The organism is Micromonospora sp. WMMB482, assembly GCF_019038635.1.
In the GTDB taxonomy this organism is placed as follows: Bacteria; Actinomycetota; Actinomycetes; order Mycobacteriales; family Micromonosporaceae; genus Micromonospora; species Micromonospora marina.
In genome coordinates, this window is sequence record NZ_JAHOPD010000020.1 from 323,266 (window position 1) to 342,936 (window position 19,671).

Annotated in this window: 18 protein-coding genes and 1 tRNA gene; 6 read left to right on the forward strand and 13 right to left on the reverse strand. The window is 73.2% G+C overall.

Features of this window, described 5'->3' with window-relative positions; translation table 11 throughout:
- Window positions 1-70: 70 nt before the first annotated feature.
- The 3 genes from KSK32_RS02295 to KSK32_RS02305 all read right to left on the reverse strand — a co-directional run bounded on the left by KSK32_RS02295 (window position 71) and on the right by KSK32_RS02305 (window position 3,364).
- Window positions 71-1,231, reverse strand: a complete 1,161-nt coding sequence (locus KSK32_RS02295) for a branched-chain amino acid ABC transporter substrate-binding protein (protein WP_216928205.1) — start codon at window positions 1,229-1,231, stop codon at window positions 71-73.
- A gap of 257 nt (window positions 1,232-1,488) precedes the next feature.
- Window positions 1,489-2,706 (reverse strand): hypothetical protein, encoded by a 1,218-nt coding sequence (locus KSK32_RS02300; protein ID WP_216928206.1) that lies wholly within the window; start codon window positions 2,704-2,706, stop codon window positions 1,489-1,491.
- Between the two features lie 37 nt (window positions 2,707-2,743).
- On the reverse strand, window positions 2,744-3,364 hold the full coding sequence (locus KSK32_RS02305; RefSeq protein WP_216928207.1) for an ANTAR domain-containing response regulator: 621 nt from the start codon (window positions 3,362-3,364) through the stop codon (window positions 2,744-2,746).
- Between the two features lie 81 nt (window positions 3,365-3,445).
- Between KSK32_RS02305 and KSK32_RS02310 the strand changes: the two genes are divergently transcribed.
- Both KSK32_RS02310 and KSK32_RS02315 read left to right on the forward strand, forming a co-directional pair.
- Window positions 3,446-3,528 (forward strand) — tRNA-Leu (locus KSK32_RS02310).
- Between the two features lie 99 nt (window positions 3,529-3,627).
- Entirely contained in the window at window positions 3,628-4,311 is a 684-nt protein-coding gene (locus KSK32_RS02315; RefSeq protein ID WP_289256477.1) for a transcriptional regulator, read from the forward strand.
- A 12-nt stretch (window positions 4,312-4,323) separates the two neighbouring features.
- Here the strand turns inward: KSK32_RS02315 and KSK32_RS02320 are convergent, their stop codons facing one another.
- The gene (locus KSK32_RS02320) at window positions 4,324-5,499 is read right to left on the reverse strand and encodes a PLP-dependent aspartate aminotransferase family protein (protein ID WP_216928208.1); all 1,176 of its coding nucleotides are present in this window, start codon (window positions 5,497-5,499) and stop codon (window positions 4,324-4,326) included.
- Between the two features lie 83 nt (window positions 5,500-5,582).
- Here KSK32_RS02320 and KSK32_RS02325 point away from each other — a divergent pair, with 83 nt between their 5' ends.
- Window positions 5,583-6,062 (forward strand): Lrp/AsnC family transcriptional regulator, encoded by a 480-nt coding sequence (locus KSK32_RS02325; RefSeq protein ID WP_216928209.1) that lies wholly within the window; start codon window positions 5,583-5,585, stop codon window positions 6,060-6,062.
- Window positions 6,063-6,123: 61 nt separating this feature from the next.
- Window positions 6,124-7,119, forward strand: coding sequence for an LLM class flavin-dependent oxidoreductase (locus KSK32_RS02330; protein WP_216928210.1), 996 nt, complete (start codon window positions 6,124-6,126; stop codon window positions 7,117-7,119).
- Between the two features lie 167 nt (window positions 7,120-7,286).
- Here the strand turns inward: KSK32_RS02330 and KSK32_RS02335 are convergent, their stop codons facing one another.
- From KSK32_RS02335 to KSK32_RS02360, 6 genes are all read right to left on the reverse strand, one after another.
- Window positions 7,287-9,527: a cellulose binding domain-containing protein gene (locus tag KSK32_RS02335; RefSeq protein WP_216928211.1), complete on the reverse strand. Its 2,241-nt coding sequence runs from the start codon at window positions 9,525-9,527 to the stop codon at window positions 7,287-7,289.
- A 494-nt stretch (window positions 9,528-10,021) separates the two neighbouring features.
- Window positions 10,022-11,020 carry a sulfite exporter TauE/SafE family protein gene (locus KSK32_RS02340; protein ID WP_216928212.1) on the reverse strand — a complete coding sequence of 333 codons (999 nt, stop codon included), beginning with the start codon at window positions 11,018-11,020 and terminating at the stop codon, window positions 10,022-10,024.
- Window positions 11,021-11,131: 111 nt separating this feature from the next.
- Entirely contained in the window at window positions 11,132-11,602 is a 471-nt protein-coding gene (locus KSK32_RS02345; RefSeq protein ID WP_216928213.1) for an Rrf2 family transcriptional regulator, read from the reverse strand.
- 71 nt (window positions 11,603-11,673) lie between these two features.
- Window positions 11,674-12,552: an acyl-CoA thioesterase II gene (locus tag KSK32_RS02350; protein ID WP_216928214.1), complete on the reverse strand. Its 879-nt coding sequence runs from the start codon at window positions 12,550-12,552 to the stop codon at window positions 11,674-11,676.
- On the reverse strand, window positions 12,549-13,997 hold the full coding sequence (pyk, locus tag KSK32_RS02355) for a pyruvate kinase (RefSeq protein ID WP_216928215.1): 1,449 nt from the start codon (window positions 13,995-13,997) through the stop codon (window positions 12,549-12,551). Before pyk ends, KSK32_RS02350 begins: the two co-directional genes overlap by 4 nt.
- Window positions 13,998-14,275: 278 nt before the next feature.
- The gene (locus KSK32_RS02360; protein ID WP_013287532.1) at window positions 14,276-14,641 is read right to left on the reverse strand and encodes a YciI family protein; all 366 of its coding nucleotides are present in this window, start codon (window positions 14,639-14,641) and stop codon (window positions 14,276-14,278) included.
- Between the two features lie 164 nt (window positions 14,642-14,805).
- Here KSK32_RS02360 and KSK32_RS02365 point away from each other — a divergent pair, with 164 nt between their 5' ends.
- Both KSK32_RS02365 and KSK32_RS34485 read left to right on the forward strand, forming a co-directional pair.
- Window positions 14,806-15,672 (forward strand): aldo/keto reductase, encoded by an 867-nt coding sequence (locus KSK32_RS02365; RefSeq protein WP_216928216.1) that lies wholly within the window; start codon window positions 14,806-14,808, stop codon window positions 15,670-15,672.
- A gap of 79 nt (window positions 15,673-15,751) precedes the next feature.
- The gene (locus KSK32_RS34485) at window positions 15,752-17,338 is read left to right on the forward strand and encodes a GMC family oxidoreductase (protein ID WP_216928217.1); all 1,587 of its coding nucleotides are present in this window, start codon (window positions 15,752-15,754) and stop codon (window positions 17,336-17,338) included.
- A gap of 84 nt (window positions 17,339-17,422) precedes the next feature.
- On the opposite strand, the gene KSK32_RS02375 is transcribed toward KSK32_RS34485, so the two are convergent.
- The 3 genes from KSK32_RS02375 to KSK32_RS02385 all read right to left on the reverse strand — a co-directional run bounded on the left by KSK32_RS02375 (window position 17,423) and on the right by KSK32_RS02385 (window position 19,645).
- Entirely contained in the window at window positions 17,423-18,262 is an 840-nt protein-coding gene (locus KSK32_RS02375; protein WP_216928218.1) for an alpha/beta fold hydrolase, read from the reverse strand.
- A gap of 169 nt (window positions 18,263-18,431) precedes the next feature.
- Window positions 18,432-18,695 (reverse strand): DUF6244 family protein, encoded by a 264-nt coding sequence (locus tag KSK32_RS02380; protein ID WP_013287536.1) that lies wholly within the window; start codon window positions 18,693-18,695, stop codon window positions 18,432-18,434.
- Between the two features lie 170 nt (window positions 18,696-18,865).
- Window positions 18,866-19,645 (reverse strand): hypothetical protein, encoded by a 780-nt coding sequence (locus KSK32_RS02385; protein ID WP_216928219.1) that lies wholly within the window; start codon window positions 19,643-19,645, stop codon window positions 18,866-18,868.
- Between the last annotated feature and the right edge of the window lie 26 nt (window positions 19,646-19,671).

Genomic DNA, 19,671 nt, shown 5'->3' on the forward strand with positions numbered 1-19,671 from the left:
TGCGGCCGGGAGCCAGCTCCCGGCCGCACCCGCGATCACTACTCAAATCGCCAGTCCAGCGATCGACCGATCAGGACTTGGGGATCTCCTGGTCCGGGACGACCTTGCCGCCCTGCACCTTGAACGCCCAGACCTTGACCTGCGCCGGGTCGAGCTCGCCGCCCTCGACGAACTTGTAGGTGGCGGCCACGCCCTCGCCGCTGTAGCCCTTCACGAACTCCAGCAGGTCGGCGCGGGTGGTCTTGCCGTCCTTGATGCCCGCCAGCAGGATGTTCGCCGCGTCGTAGGCGGTGTCGCTGTAGGTGCCCGGGTCGGTGCCGTTGAGCGCCTTGAAGTCGGCGGCGAAGGTGCCGCGGGCCTCGGTGGACGGCTGGCACGGGCAGGTGAGGATGGTGCCCTCGGCGGCGGCCGCACCGGCGGAGGTGATGTACGCGCCGTCGTTCACGCCGTCACCGGCGACCAGCGGAGCGGTGACCCCGGCAGCGGTGAGCTGCTTACGGATCAGGCCGGCCTCCTGGTAGTAGCCGCCGTAGAAGACCGCCTTGACGTTGGCGGCCTTGACCTTGGTGACCACACCGGAGAACTCGGTCTGCTTGCCCTCGCCCTGGACCTTGTCGCTGCCCACGACCGAGGCGCCGAGAACCTTCTTGACCTCGTCGGCCAGGCCGGCGCCGTACGCGGACTGGTCGTCGATGACGTAGACCCGGTCGGCCTTCATCACGTTCTTGATGTAGTTACCGGCGGCGGGGCCCTGGCTCAGGTCGTTGCCGACCGCGCGGAAGAAGGTCTTCCAGCCCTGCTCGGCGAGGCTGGGACGGGTCGCGGAGGGGGTGATGGTGACCAGGCCGGCCTCGTTGAACAGCGGACCGGCGGCCTCGGACTCGCCCGAGTAGGCCGGACCCACGACACCCAGGATCTTGGTGTCGTCGATCGCCTTCTGGGCCAGACCCGGCGCCTGGTCCGGGCTGCCCTGCGAGTCGAGCTCGGCGAGCTCGACCTTGCAGTCCGGGTTCTCCTTGTTGTACTTGTCGACGGCCAGCTTGACGCCGTTCTTCTCGTTGATGCCCAGCGCGGCCGAGCTACCGGTCAGCGCGCCGAAGAAAGCGATCTTGCTCCCGCAGGCGCTGCCCCCGGAACCCTCATCGTCGCTGCCGCTGGAACAAGCGGTGCCACCGGCGACGAGCGCCAGCATGGCGACCCCGCCGATCACGCGTGCGAGCTTCTGCCTCAAGGCCCGAACCCTCCTCCGTCCATGATCCGAACCACCCGCCGCTGATTGGCCCTTGCGGGGTGGACGAACCAAGACCGTCGTCGCCGGTCTGGGGCGGGACGTTATCCCACCGCGAGCGGTGGCGTAAGACCTGGAAAGCTTGGTTGACCGAACCGTTACACGCCGTGGCGGATTCAAGCCGATCGCCGTAAGAACCGTAGGCGTGACAAGGCTTTCGCCGACTATTCCTCGGTAACGGGCGATGCCCGTCTTACCCGCTACCGATCGACGGCTGGCAACGCCCCCCACCAGGCACGGGACGTTTTCCCGTCATCGGCGACCACGAGCAGCCCGTCGTCGCGGACAGCCACCGCCAGCGCGGCGTCACCCCCGTCCGGCACCGGCACCGGCGTGATCACCGGAAGCCACGACTCGCCGCCGTCACCCGACATCCAGAGCCGTCGCTGAGCCCCGTCGCCGGTCACCGCGACGAGCCGCCCACCCGACGCCGCGAGCGCGTCCACCGACGACACCCCGGGGCCCGCCGAACCGAACCCGCCGACCCGCCGCCACCCCTGCCCCGTACCCGCCGAACCGGCCGACGGCGAGCCGCAGTCGTCGCGCCCGCGCCACACCGCGAAGCGGTCACCCAGCGGGCCGACCGCCATCGGCCCGCCGTCGGCCGCCACCACCCGCTCCGCCGCCCCGGCCGCACCCGCCGGCACCGGCAGAGCCACCCGCCGCCACACCCGGCCGTCTGCCGAGAACCAGGAAAGCGGCGTCCGGGCCGTCCCGCCGGGCGGCAGCAGCGACCCCACCACCAGCCAGCCCGGCCCCACCGCCGCCACGTCGTACGCCGCCGTCCGGCCCCGGCCGTCACCGGCCAACTCCGCGACCCCCTCGCGCAGGACGAACCCCTCCGCGTCCGGCGACGACCACACCGCCGCACCGTCCGCGCGCGCCCCGGCGACCAGCCAGCCGCCCGGACCCGCCGCCAGCCGCGACGCGCTCACCGCGCGCGGGCCGCCGAACGACTCGAACGCCGCCGGCACCTCCCGCAGCGGCCCACCAGCACGCCACACCCACGTTCCGGTACGCGGATTGCCGTGCACGCCACCGGTCTTCGCGCCCAGCGCGGCCATCCCGTCGTCGCGGCAGGCCACCGCGTACAGCACGTGCTGGCGGCCGTAGAACGTCTGCGCCCGTACCGGAATCGGCGCCCAGGTCACGCCGTCCGGTGAGGACCACGCCGCCGGGCGGGTCTCCCCCGCCGGGTCGACGAGCCCGCCCACCACGTACCACCGGCCGGCGCACCGCGCCGCGTCGCGCGGCACCGGCCGTCCGGTGGCGCCGGCGGGCAGGGCCAGCTCCACGGGCTGCCACCGCGGGCTCACCGGCGCCGGCTGCGGCAGCGGTCGCGGGGTGGCGTGACAGGCCGCCAGCAGCAGCGCGGCGGCAGCGGCGACGAGGACCGGCCGGACGCGCGCGGGAGACATGGATCCGATCCTATCGATCGGACGCCTCCCGGGCGGGTCAGGGCGTGGGCTGTTCCACCTCGCCGCCGGCGGTCTCGGCGAGGATCCGCTCGGCGACCTCCTTCATGGTCATCCGGTGGTCCATCGCAGTGCGCTGGATCCACTTGAACGCCTGCGGCTCGTTCATCCCGTACGTGGTCATCAACGCGCCCTTGGCACGCTCGACGGTCTTGCGGATCTCCAGCCGGTCGGTGAGACCGGCCACCTCCGACTCCAGCGCGGCGATCTCCGAGTAGCGGGACAGCGCGATCTCGACCGCCGGCACCAGGTCGCTCTTCTGGAACGGCTTGACCAGGTACGCCATCGCGCCCGCCGCCCGCGCCCGCTCGACCAGGTCACGCTGGCTGAACGCGGTCAGGATGATCACCGGGGCGATGCGCGCGCCGGCGATCCGCTCGGCGGCGGCCAGCCCGTCCATGATCGGCATCTTGATGTCGAGGATGACCAGGTCCGGCTTGAGCTCCTCGGCGAGCTTGACGGCGGTCTCACCGTCACCGGCCTCGCCGGCCACCTCATAGCCCTCTTCGACGAGCATCTCGGCCAGGTCCAGCCGGATGAGCGCCTCGTCCTCGGCGATCAGAACGCGCTTGCGCTCGGCGTCCGCCTGCATCTCGCCCACGAGCCACTCCCACCATCGATCCCGGCACGGTCACCACCCATGCTCCCGCATGAGCCTAGTCGGGTACAGTTACCGCACCCCGCCGGGATGGTGGAACGGAATACACGGAAGTCTCAAACACTTCTGCCCGAAAGGGCTTGCGGGTTCGAATCCCGCTCCCGGCACTTCTTGTCATACACGTGTTCGAGGATGTTGCTGTGCATCCTCCCGAAATGCGGGCACGAGCCCGCGCCCTTCGCGCCCGGGGTCACAACATCCATTCGGTGGCCCGCAGCCTTTCCCTGCCCTACACCACGGTCTGGCACTGGTGCGTCGACCGGCCCCAGCCGGCAGTCTTCGGCAGCGCGGTCCGCTGCTTCCGCTGCCGCCCCGACCAGGAGGGGCCGCCTGATCCCGCCGCCTACGCCTACCTGCTCGGGCTCTATCTCGGTGACGGGCACCTGGTTACCACCGACCGAACGCCGGTGCTCCGCGTCTACTGTGCCGACGCCTGGCCGAACCTGATCGATAAGTGCGACGCCGCGATGCGGGCGGTGTTGGCCAACAAGGTGCAGCGCATCCAGAAGCGGGGCTGTGTCGCCGTACAGAGCACCGCCGCCCACTGGCCGTGCCTGTTTCCCCAGCACGGGCCAGGCAAGAAACACGAGCGACCGATCGTCCTGGCCGACTGGCAGCGCACCATCGTCGAGGCCCAGCCGGGCGACCTGCTGCGGGGTCTGTTCCACTCCGACGGCTGCCGCTTCGCCAACCGGGTCGTCGTTCGCGGGAAGGAATACGTCTATCCCCGCTACATGTTCTCCAACCGCTCCACCGACATCATGGCGCTGTGCCAGTGGTCCCTCGACCTGCTCGGCATCGCGTGGCGGATGAACCTGCCGTGGTCGCTGTCCGTAGCCCGTCGGGAGGCCGTCGCCGCGCTGGACCGGCATGTCGGCCCGAAGTCTTGACTCGGCCGGGCGTCAGATCCGCGACAGCGCCTGCGCGAGATCCGCCCGCAGGTCCTCCGGGTCCTCCAGGCCGACCGAGACGCGCAGCAGCCCGCCGGACGGCTTGGCGTCGCCCTCGACCGGCCGGTGGGTGAGCGACGCCGGGTGCTGGATCAGCGTGTCGACGCCGCCGAGCGACACCGCGTGGGTGATCAGCTCGCAGGCGCCGGCGACCTCGGCCGCGGCGGGCGCGCCGCCGCGCACCTCGAAGGCGAGCAGGCTGCCGGTGCCGGACATCTGACGGCCGACCAGCCCGGCCGGGTCGTGCAGCGACGGGTGGTGGACGCGCTCGACGGCAGGGTGCCCGGCGAGCCAGGCGGCGAGCTTCTCGGCGCCTGCCTGCTGGGCGCGGACGCGCAGCGGCAGGGTCTGGATGCCGCGGTGCAGCAGGTACGCGCCGAGCGGGTGCAGGACGGCGCCGGTGACGGCGCGGACCTGACGCAGCCGGGCGGCCCACTCGGGTGCGCAGGCGACGACGCCGGCGAGGACGTCGCCGTGGCCGCCGATGCTCTTGGTGGCGCTGTGCAGCACGAGCGCGGCGCCGTGGCGGGCGGGCTGCTGGAGCACCGGCGTGGCGACTGTGTTGTCGACGAGCAGCGGGACGTCACCGGCGGCGTGGACGAGTGCGGCGATGTCGACCAGGTCGAGGCTGGGGTTGGCCGGCGTCTCGACCACGACCAGGGCGGTGTCGGGGCGGATCGCTGCGGCCACGTCGGCGGCGGTGGCCCAGGTGACCTCCGTGCCGAGCAGCCCGGTGGCGAGGACGTGGTCGGTGCCGCCGTAGAGGGGACGGACGGCGACGACGTGCCGCTTGCCGTCGCGGGTGGCAGCGAGCAGGGTGGCGGTGAGCGCGGCCATGCCGCTGGCGAACGCGACGGCCTCGGCGGTGCCTTCGAGCTGGGCGAGCGCGGTCTCGAACCGGGCCACTGTGGGGTTCCAGAGGCGCTGGTAGACGGCGCTGCCGCCGGCCGGGAGGGTGCCGCCGGTGGCGAGCGTCTCGTAGTCGTCCCCGCCGCCGGCGACCGAGGGCAGCGGGTTGGTGGTGGACAGGTCGATCGGCGGGACGTGGACGCCGAGCCCGGCGAGGTCGGCGCGCCCGGCGTGTACGGCTGCGGTGTCCACGGAAGTCATGCCGGAAGCGTCGAACATGACGATGGCGGGAGGCAAGAGCAGCGAACAAGATTCTGGAAGATGCACTTCCGTGCGGCTCCGATTCGGTGAAGGATGGTCCGATGCCTGCCGCACCGAATGATGTACGGCCGTTCTCCGGCCTGGACGACACCGACCGCGCGATCCTCACCGAACTGGCGGCCGACGGTCGGCTGCCGAACAACGCGCTGGCCGAGCGGGTGGGGGTGGCGCCGTCGACGTGTCTGACGCGTACCCGGGCGCTGCGCGAGTGCGGGGCGATCCGCGGGTTCCACGCCGAGGTGGACCCGGCGGCGGTGGGCCTGCCGTTGCAGGCGCTGGTCTCGGTGCGGTTGACCGCGCACGAGCGGGCCGCCGTGGACGCGTTCCGGGCCCGGTCGGTACGGCTGCCGGGGGTGGTGTCGGTGTTCCACGTGGCGGGCGCGGAGGACTACGTGCTGCACGTGCGGGCCGCCTCCGGGGACGCGCTGCGGGACTTCGTGCTCGATCATCTCGCTGTCGATCCGGCGGTGCAGCACACCCAGACCAGCCTGATCTTCGAGCAGGCCCGGGGTATGGGGTAGCGCACCCGGCGGAACAATTCCGGCACGTGGCCTGTTGCACCACGCTGTGATCGACGTACCGATGTCTGTTCTTGATCTTGCCCCGGTGGCGGCGACCGGCAACGCCGGTGAGGCGCTGCGGTGCACCACGGAGCTGGCCCGCCGCACCGAGGAGCTGGGCTACCGCCGGTTCTGGGTGGCCGAGCACCACAACATGCCCGCGATCGCGAGTTCCGCCCCGGCGGTGCTGCTCGCGCACCTGGCGGCGAACACCAGCTCGATCCGGCTCGGCTCGGGCGGCGTGATGCTGCCCAACCACGCGCCGCTTGTGGTGGCCGAGCAGTTCGGCACGCTGGAGGCCCTGCACCCGGGCCGGATCGACCTGGGCATCGGCCGGGCGCCCGGCACCGACCAGGTGAGCGCGCTGGCGCTGCGCCGCACCATGGAGGGCCTGTCCGCGGAGCACTTCCCGCGTGAGCTGGCCGACCTGATGAACTACTTCTCCGGCGCCGAGCCGGGCCCGATCACCGCGACGCCGGGCCGCGGCCAGTCGCCGCAGGTGTGGCTGCTCGGGTCCAGCGGGTTCAGCGCGCAACTGGCCGGTCTGCTCGGGCTGCCGTTCTCGTTCGCGCACCACTTCAGCTCGCAGAACACGATCCCGGCGTTGCAGCTCTACCGGCAGAACTTCCGGCCGTCGCAGTGGCTGGACCGGCCGTACGCGATGGTGGCGGTCAACGCGGTCTGCGCGGAGACCGACGAGCGGGCGCAGTGGCTGGCCGGGCCGGCCGGGCTGTCGTTCCTGAAGCTGCGGTCGGGGCGGCCGGAGCCGCTGGTCACGCCGGAAGAGGCGGCGGCGTACCCGTACTCGGAGTTCGAGCGGGAGTTCGTCGCCCAGCGCCGCGACGGCCAGGCGACCGGTTCGCCGGAGACGGTGGCCCGGCAGCTCGGTGGGTTGCTGGAGCGCACCGGCGCGGACGAGCTGATGCTCACCACGATGGTGTACGACGTGGCCGACCGGGTCCGCTCGTTCGAGCTGATCGCCGAGAAGGTGGCGGGCGGGCTGCGCCGGGAGGGCTGAAACACGCTCTTCATAGCCACGTCACCGCGCCGTCGCGCGGGACGCATAACTTTGTCCCCGGTGGTGGTACGGCATTCCCGGTCGGGACGGGTCGGGAATGCTGCGGTGTGGTGCACCGGGTCGCCGGCGGAGCGGATTCCGCGGCCGGCGACCCGGTGCCTGCCGTTTCAGCGCAGGTAGATGTTCGGCGCGGGCGGGGTGCTCATGCCGTCGCCGAGGAAGTAGCCGGGGTGCGGCGGCTGGTTGTAGGCGGTGTTCTGCCAGGCCACCGCCACCCGGTACTGCGGGTCGTGCATCAGCGTCGGCAGCCGCAGGCCGGTGGTCACGGGCGTGCTGTAGATCCGCAGCGCGGTGCTGTCGGAGGTGCGCCAGACGACCTCCTCCCGCCAGTCGCCGAGCAGGTCCGCCGAGAGCGCCGGGGTGGACTTGGTGCCGTTGTTCGAGGCGACGCCGCTGCCGGTGAGCAGCCGTGTCTCGCCTCCGGTGCCGTACTTGTCGATCTTCGTGGCGTCGAGCAGTTCCCGGACCGGGTCGCCGTCCCACCAGATCAGGAAGTTCGCCGACGACGGTTTGCGCCCGACGTTCCGCCCCCGGGTGTCGAGCAGCCCGTTGACCGCTGACGACCAGGACTCCGCACCCGGGCTGCCGGCCCAGACGTCGGCGGAGACGCCGCGGCCGTTGTCGCCGCTCGGCGCGGTCTGCCAAATGATCTGCCCGGTACGCGCGTCGGCCGTCCAGGAGCTGGGCTTGCTGCCGTCCTCGTCGACCTTGAACACCTCCAGGCCGGAGTGGGAGGGGTCGAGGTCACCGACGTGCAGGGCGTCGCCGTGGCCGTTGCCGGTGGAGTACAGCAGCCGGCCGTTGTCGTCGATCGTGGCGGCGCCGTACACGATCTCCTGGCGTCCGTCGTTGTCCACGTCGGCCACGGAGAGCTGGTGGTTGCCCTGGCCGGCGGCTGCGCCGTTGCCGGAGGCGTTCGAGTCGAACGTCCAGCGCCTGCGCAGCGTGCCGTCGCGGAAGTCCCACGCCGCGACGACGGCCCGGGTGTAGTAGCCGCGCGCCATGATCAGCGAGGGGCGCTGCCCGTCCAAATACGCGGTGCCGGCGAGGAACCGGTCGACCCGGTTGCCGTACGAGTCGCCCCAGGACGAGACGGTGCCGCGCGGCGGATCGTAGTCGACGGTGGACAGCGCCGCGCCGGTGCGGCCGTCGAACATGGTCAGGTACTCCGGGCCGGCGAGCACGTAGCCGCTGGAGTTGCGGTGGTCGGCCGAGCCGTTCCCGATCACCTGGCCGGTGCCGGAGCGGGTGCCGTCGGCGGTCTTCATGGCCACCTCGGCGTCCCCGTCGCCGTCGTAGTCGTACACCTGGAACTGGGTGTAGTGGGCCCCGGCGCGGATGTTGCGGCCGAGGTCGATGCGCCACAGCCGGGTGCCGGTGAGCGTGTACGCGTCGACGTAGACGTTGCCGGTGTAGCCGGACTGCGAGTTGTCCTTGGCGTTCGACGGATCCCACTTGAGGACGAACTCGTAGCGGCCGTCGCCGTCGAGATCACCGACGCTCGCGTCGTTCGCGGAGTAGCCGTACCCCTCCCCGGCGGGGGTGGTGCCGCCGGGCGGCGGCTGGATCGGCACGTCCAGCCAGCCGTTGGCGAACTGGAGCGCCGGGGCCGACGCCGCCTGCTCCGCGCCGTTCACCACGGCCCGCACGGTGTACGGCGAGCCGGGCGCCGCGCCGCTGTCCAGGTACGTGGTGGCCCCGGTGATCGGACTGCCGTTGACCTTGGTGCCGCCGCGGTAGAGGTTGAACGCCACCCCCGTGGTCTCGGTGCCGAGCAGCCGCCAGGAGACCAGGTTCCCGCTGCCGGAGCGGACGCTGACAAGGCCCCGGTCGAGGTCCTCCATCTGCTTCGCGCCGGCCGGCGGGGTGGTCGGCGGCGGTGTGGTGGGCGGGGGCGGCGTCGACGGCGGCGGGGTGGTGGACGGCGCGCCGGTGCAGGCGGTGCCGTTGAGCGTGAACGCGGCCGGGACCGGGTTCGACGTGTTGTTCCACGAGCCGTTGAAGCCGAGGTTCGCGGTGCCGCCGGTGCCGATGGCCGCGTTGTAGCCGGCGTCGCGGGCGCTGACCTGGGCGCCGGACTGGCTGACAGTCGCGTTCCACGCCTGGACGACCTGCTGGCCGGCGGCGAAGCTCCAGCCGACGGTCCAGCCGTCGACCGGGTCGCCGAGGTTCGTCACTGTCACGTCGGCGCCGAAGCCGCCGCTCCACTGGTTGGTGATCCGGTAGTCGACCCGGCAGGCGACCGCCGCCGCGGCCGCCGTCATCGTGGTGAGCGCGCCGGCCGACAGGGTGACCGCCGAGGCCACGGCGAACAGCGCGATCCGGCGGCGAGGGATGATGGGGTGCACGGGGAATGCCTTTCGCGGAGGTCAGGCACGCGAGCGGGGCCGGTCTGCCCGGACCGGCGGACACGTGCCCTGACGCGACGGGGCGACGTCAACGCATCGACGTCGGTGATTCGGCTCCGCGCTCCGTCAGCCTAGGCCAACGCCGGACACCCCCACAAGCGCCGACGCTCGCCAGGCACGTCGCACGCCTCCATCCCGTCCCGACACAGTGGCGGCCGGCATCGCGGCGGTCAGCGACAGGCACGGCGGGTCGGCGGCACGGCGGGTCGGCGGCACGGCGGGTCGGCGGGTCGGCGACACAGTCGCGGGCGGCGGCGGTCGGCACGGCAGAGTCGCGGCGGGCGGCGAAAAGAGACAGCCGACAACCGATATGCCTCTCGGTCATATTTATGACCGAGAGGCATATCGGTTGGAGGTCGTGTGTCGCCGGAGGGCGACACGCCGGGGAACACCCCTCGCGGGCGCGGGGCGCGCCCGCGGGGAAGCCCGAGGGCTCAGCCTTCGACGGCGGCGGCGAGCTTCCGCGACTCCGCCGCCTCGGCGGAATCCCTCGACGCCGCGGGCTCCGCCGGCTCGGCAGGGTCTCCCGCCGGGCCAGAACCGGAGGCGAGGGCCGCGTCGACGGTGGCGCGGGCCCGGCGGGTACGGCGCAGCGCCCGCACCGCCAGCCCGACGGCGACCAGCCAGGCGCCGGCGAGCAGCACGTACACCACCGCCGGCACCGAGCCGCCCACGCCGCCGGCGCTCAGCAGCGTGCGGGCGTTGGTCAGCACGATCACACCGCCGATCACGGCGCCGAGCAGCTGGGCGGGGACGATGCGGACCAGCCAGGCCGCGATCGGCGCGGCGATCAGGCCGCCGACCAGGAGAGCGGCCACTGTCGGCAGCAGGAAGCCCTCGGAGCCCAGGCCGATGAGGAAGCCGATGCTGGCCGCGCCGGCCACCACGAACTCGGAGGTGTCCACCGAGCCGATGACCTTGCGGGGTTCCATCCGGCCGGAGACCAGCAGCGCCGGGGTGGCGACCGGCCCCCAGCCGCCGCCGCCGGTGGCGTCGACGAAACCGGCGACCAGGCCGAGCGGGGCGAGGAAGCGGCTGCGCAGGCGGCCGGCGGCGCGGTTGGCGCGCAGCGGCCGGGAGAAGCGCACCAGTAGGTACGCACCGAGCGTGAACAGGATGGCGGCCATCCACGGTGCCGCCGCCTCGGTGGAGATGGAGCTGAGGAACGTCGCCCCGGCGAACGCACCGATCGCGCCCGGGAGCGCGATCCGGCCGACCACCTTCCAGTCGACGTTGCCGAACCGCCAGTGCGAGACCCCGGCGGCGAGCGTCGTGCCGATCTCGGCCAGGTGCACCGAGGCGGATGCGGCGGCCGGCGCCACGCCGGCGAACAGGAGAAGCGTCGAGGAGGTCAGCCCGTACGCCATGCCGAGCGCGCCGTCGACGAGTTGCGCGGCGAGCCCGACGAGGGCGAGGATCAGCAGCTTGCGCACGAGCGCCCCCTGACTTTTCGGCATCTCCTATCGACTTGGTCGACAATGCGGCACGAAGGCGCCCCGGGTCAAGTCCCCCATCCGGTTGGTAGGAGACGCCGGACGGTGTGGTCAGCTCCAGGCGCGCGGGTCGGCGGCCAGCTCGTTGACCCGGCCGGGCAGCGCGCCGGTGGCCACGTCGGCGATGGTGACCAGTTCGAGGATCTCCCGCTCGCTGGCCCGCAACGCGATCCAGACGTCCTGCAACGCGCGGGCCGCACCCTGGTAGCCGAGCTGTTCGGGGCGCTGCCCGCGCACGTGCGCGAGTGGACCGTCGATGACGCGGATCACCTCGGCCAGGCAGATCTCCCCGGCCGGCCGGGCCAGCCAGTAGCCGCCCTCGGGGCCACGCTGGGCGTGCACGATGCCGCCCCGGCGCAGTTGCAGCAGGATGCTCTCGAGGAACTTCGGCGGGATGTCCTGCGCGCGGGCGATCTGCTCGGCGGTCACCGGCCGGCTCCGCCCGGTGGTCCCCCCGTCCGCGACCGAGGCCAGCTCAGCGGCCGCGCGGAGCGCGTAGTCGACCCGGGCGGAGAGACGCATGGGGCCAGGTTAGTCCGCTGCGGCGCGGACCGGCCCGCCGACCCGCGCCCGGACGATCAGCGATCGGGCGTTCAGCCGCCGACGCGCCGCAGCAGCCCCTCCTGGACGGCGCTCGCGATGTGCCGGCCGTCGGTGGTGAACATCCGGCCCGTGGCCAGGCCGCGGGCACCCGACGCGGACGGGCTCCAGCAGTCGTACAGGAACCACTCGTCGGCGCGGAACGACCTGTGGAACCACAGCGCGTGGTCGAGGCTCGCGCCGACCACGCCGCCCGGCCCCCACACCTCGCCGTGCACCGACAGCACCGAGTCCAGCAACGTCAGGTCGGAGGCGTACGTGAGGGCGCACGCGTGCAGCAGCGGATCGTCCGGCAGCTTGCCGTCCAGGCGCATCCACACCCGCTGGTGCGGTTCGGCCGGGCGGTCGCCGGGGCGGACCCAGCCGGGCTCGCCGACGTAGCGCACGTCGATCGGGCGCGGGATCATCCCCCAGATGCCGAGCCGCTCCGGGTAGCGGGAGAGCCGGTCGGTCATGGTCGGCACGTCGTCCGGGCCCGGTACGTCCGGCGGGAGCGGGGCGTGGTGGTCCAGCCCCTCCTCCTGACGCTGGAACGACGCCGACATGAAGAAGATCGGCTTGTCGTGCTGCAACGCCACCGAGCGGCGAACCGAGAAGGAACGGCCGTCGCGGACGTTCTCCACCTGGTACTCGATCGGCTCGGCCGGGTCGCCGGGGCGCACGAAGTAGCCGTGCAGCGAGTGCACGGCCCGCTCCGCGTCGACGGTGCGGCCGGCCGCGACCAGGGCCTGGCCCGCGACCTGGCCGCCGTAGACCCGCTGCGGGCCCACCGGCGGGCTCATCCCCCGGAAGGTCATCTCCCCGGTACGGGCGAGGTCGAGCACCTCCAGGAGCTGATCGACCGCCGCCTGCCCGGTCGCCACAGCACTCATTGGAGGGCTCGCGCCGAAGCGGCGTCGACCAGCGAACCGAGCTGGTGCACGCGCAGCGTGTTTGTCGAGCCGGGGGTGCCGGGCGGGCTGCCCGCCACGATCACCACGTAGTCGCCCGGGTTGGCCCGGTTGAGGCCGAGCAGCGCCTGGTCGACCTGGCGGAACATGTCGTCGGTGTGCTCGACGAACGGCATCAGGAACGTCTCCACGCCCCAGGACAGCGCGAGCTGGTTGCGCACCTCCGGCACCGGCGTGAACGCCAGCAGCGGCAGGTCGCAGTGCAGCCGGGCCAGCCGCTTGACGGTGTCGCCGGTCTGCGAGAACGCGACCATCGCCTTGGCGCCGATGGCCCGGGCGATCGACGAGGCGGCGACGGTGAGCGCGCCGCCGTGCGTACGCGGATCGTGCTGCAGCCGGGGGACGGCGATCGAGCCGGCCTCGGTGGTGGTGATGATCTTCGCCATGGTGCTGACGGTGAGGACCGGGTACTTGCCGACGCTGGTCTCGCCGGAGAGCATCACCGCGTCCGCACCGTCGAGCACCGCGTTCGCCACGTCGGAGGCCTCGGCGCGGGTCGGGCGGGAGTTCTCGATCATCGAGTCGAGCATCTGGGTGGCCACGATGACCGGCTTGGCGTTCTCCCGGCACAGCTGCACGGCGCGCTTCTGCACCAGCGGCACCTGGTCCAGCGGCAGTTCGACGCCGAGGTCGCCGCGGGCGACCATGACGCCGTCGAAGGAGAGCACAATCGCCTCCAGGTGGTCGACCGCCTCCGGCTTCTCGACCTTGGCCAGGACCGGGCGGCGCACGCCCTCCTCGTCCATGATCGAGTGGACGAGCTTGATGTCCTCCGGCGAGCGGACGAAGGAGAGCGCGACCAGGTCGACGCCGAGGCCGAGGGCGAAGCGCAGGTCCTCGGCGTCCTTGTCGGACAGGGCCGGGACGCTCACCGCGACGTTCGGCAGCGAGACGCCCTTGTTGTTGGAGACCGGACCGCCCTCGGTGACCAGGCATCGGATGTCGTTGCCGGTGACGTCGCTGACCTCGACCGCGACCCGGCCGTCGTCGATCAGCAGCCGGTCGCCCGGCTTCACCTCCTGCGGCAGCTTGCGGTAGGTGCAGGAGACCCGCTCCTTGGTGCCCGTCACCTCGTCGCCGGTGATCACGACCGAGTCGCCGGTACGCCACTCGTGCGGGCCGTCGGCGAACCGGCCGAGACGGATCTTGGGCCCCTGGAGGTCGGCGAGCACGGCGACCGGCCGGCCGGCCGCCTCGGCCGCCTCGCGGACCAGCCGGTAGACCGACTCGTGGTCGGCGTGACTGCCGTGGCTGAAGTTGAGCCTCGCCACGTTCATGCCGGCTTCGACAAGCCCGCGGATACGCTCCGGGGACGCGGTTGCGGGGCCGAGAGTGCAGACGATCTTCGCGCGGCGTGTCACGCCCATCAGGCTAGTCTCTCCTCCGGATCGGCCTCCCGGCCGACCCCTTGCGGACTGCGGAACAGTTGTCCAACGACGCGCGTCAACCGCGTGGGCGGGCGTCAGGCGTACCGCACCGGAACGTCGTGTGGCGGGCATCGGCGACCGCGCGGTGAGAAATCGTACCGCTCGCCGTCACGGGCCCGCCGGGGGCAGGGCCGGGCCGCCGCGCCCGGCCGTACGGCCGTGGGCGGGCAGAGGGTACGCGGCAGCGGACGACGCCGTCGCACGGGCTCGCGCGGAGCTCAGCTCTCCGTCTTCACCAGCGGGAACTCCAGTGAGCCGGCCGGGCAGAGGAACGTGAGCACCTCGACCCGGTAGAGCCCGGCCTGCACCGCCGGGTCGGCCTCCATGACGCTGCGGACGTCGTCCACCGAGCCGGTCCGGGCCAGGCCGAAGCCGATCGGCGGGTCGGGCTCCCGGGCCGGGCCGTCCACCGACCCGTCCACGAGCACGATGCCGCGCCGTTGCAGCGCCCGCATGTGCTGGAGGTGCTCGGCCTGCAACCGCTGCACCGTCTCGTCCGGCAGGGCCCGCCCCGAGGGCCCCGGGTAGAGCACGATGCACTCGTACGTGTCCAGCGCGAAGTCGAGCCGTGGCGTCGCGGCCATGCGCACCTCCTGACCACCGTCCCGCCCAGCCTCCCACGGCGGCCCGGTGCGCCGGGGCCGCTCGCCGCAACTGACAGTGCTTCGCCGTCACGATTCGGGGAATGTCCTGAGGTCGGGGCGCAGCACCGCTCCGCGAGGCACGCACGAGCACAGGAGGACCGCGAATGGGCACCAGCACTCAGCCCGCCAAGGCGTCGGGCAGCTACCGGATCGGTGGCGACCTGCCGGTCGACCGCCTCGGTTACGGGGCGATGCAGCTCACCGGCCCCGGCGTGTGGGGCGACCCGAAGGATCCGGCCGAGGCGGTGCGGGTGCTGCGCCGTGCGTACGAGCTGGGCGCCACGTTCATCGACACCGCCGACTCGTACGGGCCGTTCGTCAGCGAGCTGCTGATCCGTGAGGCGCTGCACCCGTACGCCGACGACCTGGTCATCGCGACCAAGGCCGGGCTGACCCGCTCCGGCCCGGACGACTGGCGGCCGGTGGGCCGCCCGGAGTACCTGCGCCAGCAGTGCGAGCTGAGTCTGCGCCACCTGGGCCTGGACTGCATCCCGCTCTACCAGCTGCACCGCATCGACGCGAAGGTGCCGCTGGCCGACCAGCTCGGCGAGCTGGCGCTGCTGCGGCAGGAGGGCAAGATCCGGCACATCGGGTTGTCCCAGGTCAGCGTCGAGGAGATCGAGGCGGCCCGGGCGATCGCGCCGGTCGTGTCCGTACAGAACCTCTACAACCTGGCCGACCGCGGCGCCGAGGACGTGCTGGAGCACTGCGAGCGCCACGACCTGGCGTTCATTCCGTGGTTCCCGATCGCCACCGGCAACCTGGCCCGGCCCGGCGGCCCGCTCGACGCGATCTCGACCTCGCACGGCGCCACCCCGGCGCAGCTCGCGCTGGCCGGGCTGTTGCGCCGGTCGCCGGTGATGCTGCCGATCCCCGGCACGTCGTCGGTGGCGCACCTGGAGGAGAACGTGGCGGCGGCCGAGGTGGAGCTGACCGACGACGAGTTCGAGGCGCTGGCCAAAGCCGCCTGACCCGGACGCCGCCCGGCCCTTTCGCGGAATGTGATCGAGCAACTACTGTCAGAGGGATTCTCGCGAGTGGGGGTCCGCTGTGGAGGAGTTCGACTACGTCATCGTGGGGGCCGGCGCGGCGGGGTGCGTGCTGGCCAACCGCCTCACCGAGGATCCGGGGACACGGGTGCTGCTGCTGGAGGCGGGCGGCTGGGACCGCAGCCCGTACGTGCGGGTGCCGAAGGCGTTCTCCCGGCTGATGGACGACAAGCGCACCGCCTGGCACTACCCGGCCACCACCGGGCCGGGCCGCCAGGAGATCTGGCAGCGCGGGCGGATGATCGGCGGCTCGACGTCGGTGAACGGCATGATCTGGAGCCGCGGCGCGGCCCGGGACTGGGACGCCCTGGAACCGCTGGGCTGGGGCTGGTCGGCGATGCGGGCGGTGTTCCCGCAACTGGAGGACCACCCGCTCGGGCCAGCGCCGCACCGGGGCACGGGCGGTCCGGTGCGGCTGTCCGTCGCCACCGGCACCGACCCGCTCGCCGAGGAGATGGTGGCCACCGGCGCCGAGCTGGGCTGGCGCCGGGCCGACGACCTGGACGCCCACGACGACGAGCGGATCGGCTACCCCACCGCCACCATCCACGCCGGACGCCGGGTCAGCGCCGCCGACGCGTTCCTGCACCCGGTCCGGCGCCGGCCCAACCTGACCGTCGAGGTGGGCGCCGTCGTCCTGCGGGTGCTCGTCGAGGGCGGCCGGGCCACCGGGGTACGGGTGGCGCACGGCGGCCGGGAGACCGAGTACCGGGCGGCCGGCGAGGTGATCCTCGCCGCGGGCGCCCTCGCGACCCCGCACCTGTTGCAGGTCTCCGGCATCGGGCCGGCGGACACACTGCGGGCCGCCGGGGTGCCGGTGCTGCTCGACCGGCCCCGGGTCGGCGCCGGGCTGCGCGAGCACCGGTCGATAGTGCTCCAGTACCGCCTCGCCGAACCCGGCGGCCACAACATGACCATCGGCAGCCCGCTCGGGCAGGCCCGGGCGACGCTGCGCTGGCTGCTCACCGGGGGCGGCCCGCTCGCCCTGCCGGTGCTGGACGTGGCGGCCCACCTCAAGTCCCGCCCGGAGCTGGACCGCCCGGACGCGCACCTGCTGATGGCGCCGTTCTCGGCCGCCCCGCCGCGCCCCGGCAAGGCGCTGGAACTGGAACGGGAGCCGGGCGTGATGTGTCTGGGCACCGTCACCCGGCCGGACAGCGAGGGCAGCCTGACGATCACCGGCGCGGACCCGCGTACGCCGCCGGCCATTGTGGCGAACTACCTCACCACCGAGCACGACCGGCGGGTGGCGGTGGACCTGTTCCGCCGGATGCGGGAGTTCTTCGGCACCGGGCCGATCGCGAGGCGGATCAAGGCCGAGACGGTGCCCGGGACGGCGACCACGACCGACGCGGAGATCGTCGAGGCGGCGGTGGCGCGTGGCTACTGCGGCTACCACGCGATCGGCACCTGCGCGATGGGCACCGGCGACGACCACGTGGTCGACCCGCACCTGCGGGTCCGCGGCGTGGACGGGCTGCGGGTGGTCGACGCGTCGGTGCTGCCGGTGATGGTGGCCGGCTGGACCAGCGCGCCGGTGACCGCGCTGGCCTGGCGGGCCGCCGACGTGATCAGGGACGCGGGCTGACCGGCGCGTGCCGGAACCGGCCGACGCCGGACCACCCGGCCGGACGGGCCCGGACCCGCGCGACGGCGGGCCCGGGCACGTACGTCAGACCGCGAAGCAGTTCGGCCGGACCGGGGCACCGGCGAGCACCTGGCGCACCGCCGTGTACGTGGTGCCGTCCAGCACCAGCCCGAGGTGGCCGACGACCCGTAGCGGGCACCACGCCTGTACGAGGATGTTCGTGGCGCCGTCGGCGAGCACGGCGTTGTCGACCGGCCGGACCAGTTCGTCCTGCCAGGTGCGTACGGTGGCCCAGCGCACCGGGCCGGGGGTGTCGTCCCCGGCGTTGAGGTCGGCGAGGAAGCTCGACCCGATGGTCATCTGCTGGCAGGCGATCACCCCGGCGCAGCTGCCCAGCCCCAGGACGGCGAGAAGGTTCGCGACGTAGGTGCCGTACTGCGGGCTGCCCAGGCTGACGTACTGGTCGACGGTGGCCGCGCCGCCGAGGTACTTGACGTACCAGCGGCTGACCAGGCCGCCCTCGGAGTGGCCGACCAGGTCGACGCGGGCCGCGCCGGTGCTGGCGCGCACCCGGTCCACGTAGGACGAGAGCGCTCGGGCCGACTCGCGGATGTCGCCGAGACCGAGGTTCGGCAACTGGAAGATCGAGACCCGGTAGCCGTCGGCGCTCAGCCGGGCGGCGATCGGCCCGTAGGCGATGGCGATTCCACTCAGGCCACCGACCACGATGACCGGGTCGGCGGCCGCGGCGGCGGCCCGTTGCGCCGCGGTGGCGGCGGCGGCCGTGTTCGACGGGGCGGAGGGCTGCGCGGCGGCGGCCGTGTTCGACGGGGCGGAGGGCTGCGCGGCGGCGGCCTGGGCGGCGGCCGGTACGAGCAGGACGGTGGCGGCGGTGGTGACGGCCAGGATCGTTCGGAGCAGCATGGGCTGCACCTCCGGGGGGAGGCACCCGGGCGGGCCCGGGAGGGGACGGGTGGGATCCGATCGATCGTGGACACGATGATGCGTGTCCGATTTCACACACGTCAATGGAAAGTTACGCGGCGGTAACCCTTGTCGCGCCCTGCGCGCAAACCGGCATGCCGGACCGGGCTCAGTTGCCCAGCGCCTGAACCTTCGCGATGGTCTCCTGCACGTGCTGCCGGGCCGGCTCCCCGCCCTGCGCGGCCTGCGCCAGCGCCTGCCGGTAGGAGTCGATGACCCCGATCAGCGGCCCCGCCGTGGCTCCCTCCAGCGCGCCCGCCACCAGCGCCCGCGCCTCGGCCGCGTCCTGCGCGGCAGCGGCGGTGCGCGCCTTGGCCTCGTCCAGCTTCTGTGCCGCCGCCGCCAGCCTGGCGATGATCTCCGCCGCGCTCACACGCCCTCCCCCAGCTCACCCGCCCCCGCACCCTACCGCCCCGTCCCGCCCCACCGCCTTCGCGATCTTGCACTTTCCGCCCGTCCGAAAGCCACGAATACCGCACTCGCCGGGCCGCAACTCCATGATCGACGGAGTGGGGCCCCGGGGGGGGCGAAGGCGGGGCGGCGTCAGCGGAGGAGGCGGAACAGGAGGAGGTAGAGGCAGAAGAAGGACGGGGACACCAGCGCGCAGATCACGAAGCCGAGCGGCACGTACCGCCCGGGCGGCGGCGCGTCGCCCTCCAGCGCCGGGCGGCCCCAGCGGGCGAGCACGACCTGACCGGCCACGAAGGACAGCAGCGGCACGCCCGCGCAGGACAGCGCCGCCACCAGGTCCAGCCCGGACACCGGCGTCGACGAACCCACGATCGCGATCAGCATCAGCAGCGAACCGGCGAGCGCGCAGCCCGCGTACACCGCCACCGCCCGGGCCGGCGCGGACCACGTGGGCAGCAACACCGGCGTGCGGGCCAAGACGTCCGCCTGCTGCCCGTATCCGTCGGCCTCCTCGGCGAGCCGGCCCGCCGCCGCCAGCTCCGCCGCCGGGTCGCCGGCCCGCGGCGCCGGAACAACCCCCGAGGGGTACGCCCCGACCTCCGGCCGCCCCGGCGCGCCGGCTGCGCCGCCAGTCGCCCCGTCCCCCGGTCCGGGCGCGGGTCCGGGCGCTCCCCCACCGGCCACCATCGCCGGCGCCGGGGCCTCCGCCGGGACCGACGTCATCGGCACGCCGATCGCCTGCCCCAGCCGGTCCAGGTGTTGCCCCTGGGCGGCGAGGCGCTGCCCGAGCGAGTCGACGGCGCTCTGGAGGCCGCGGCGGCGCTCCGCCTCGGCGGCGATCTCCCGCTCCCCGCCCCGCTGCCGGGTGGACAGCTCCCGCAGCAGCGCCGCGTACTCGTCGAATCCACTCATGCTGGGCCGTCTTCCGTTCGCGACTG

Excerpts from the sequence above, each read along its gene's own strand:
- KSK32_RS02345 (WP_216928213.1), bottom strand. The coding sequence starts at position 11,602 with ATGCGTCTCTCCGCCCGGGTCGACTACGCGCTCCGCGCGGCCGCTGAG.
- pyk (WP_216928215.1), bottom strand. The coding sequence starts at position 13,997 with ATGGGCGTGACACGCCGCGCGAAGATCGTCTGCACTCTCGGCCCCGCA.
- KSK32_RS02365 (WP_216928216.1), top strand. The coding sequence starts at position 14,806 with ATGGGCACCAGCACTCAGCCCGCCAAGGCGTCGGGCAGCTACCGGATC.
- KSK32_RS02320 (WP_216928208.1), bottom strand. The coding sequence starts at position 5,499 with ATGTTCGACGCTTCCGGCATGACTTCCGTGGACACCGCAGCCGTACAC.
- KSK32_RS02330 (WP_216928210.1), top strand. The coding sequence starts at position 6,124 with ATGTCTGTTCTTGATCTTGCCCCGGTGGCGGCGACCGGCAACGCCGGT.
- KSK32_RS02300 (WP_216928206.1), bottom strand. The coding sequence starts at position 2,706 with ATGTCTCCCGCGCGCGTCCGGCCGGTCCTCGTCGCCGCTGCCGCCGCG.
- KSK32_RS02360 (WP_013287532.1), bottom strand. The coding sequence starts at position 14,641 with ATGGCCGCGACGCCACGGCTCGACTTCGCGCTGGACACGTACGAGTGC.
- KSK32_RS02385 (WP_216928219.1), bottom strand. The coding sequence starts at position 19,645 with ATGAGTGGATTCGACGAGTACGCGGCGCTGCTGCGGGAGCTGTCCACC.
- KSK32_RS02375 (WP_216928218.1), bottom strand. The coding sequence starts at position 18,262 with ATGCTGCTCCGAACGATCCTGGCCGTCACCACCGCCGCCACCGTCCTG.
- KSK32_RS02350 (WP_216928214.1), bottom strand. The coding sequence starts at position 12,552 with ATGAGTGCTGTGGCGACCGGGCAGGCGGCGGTCGATCAGCTCCTGGAG.
- KSK32_RS02325 (WP_216928209.1), top strand. The coding sequence starts at position 5,583 with ATGCCTGCCGCACCGAATGATGTACGGCCGTTCTCCGGCCTGGACGAC.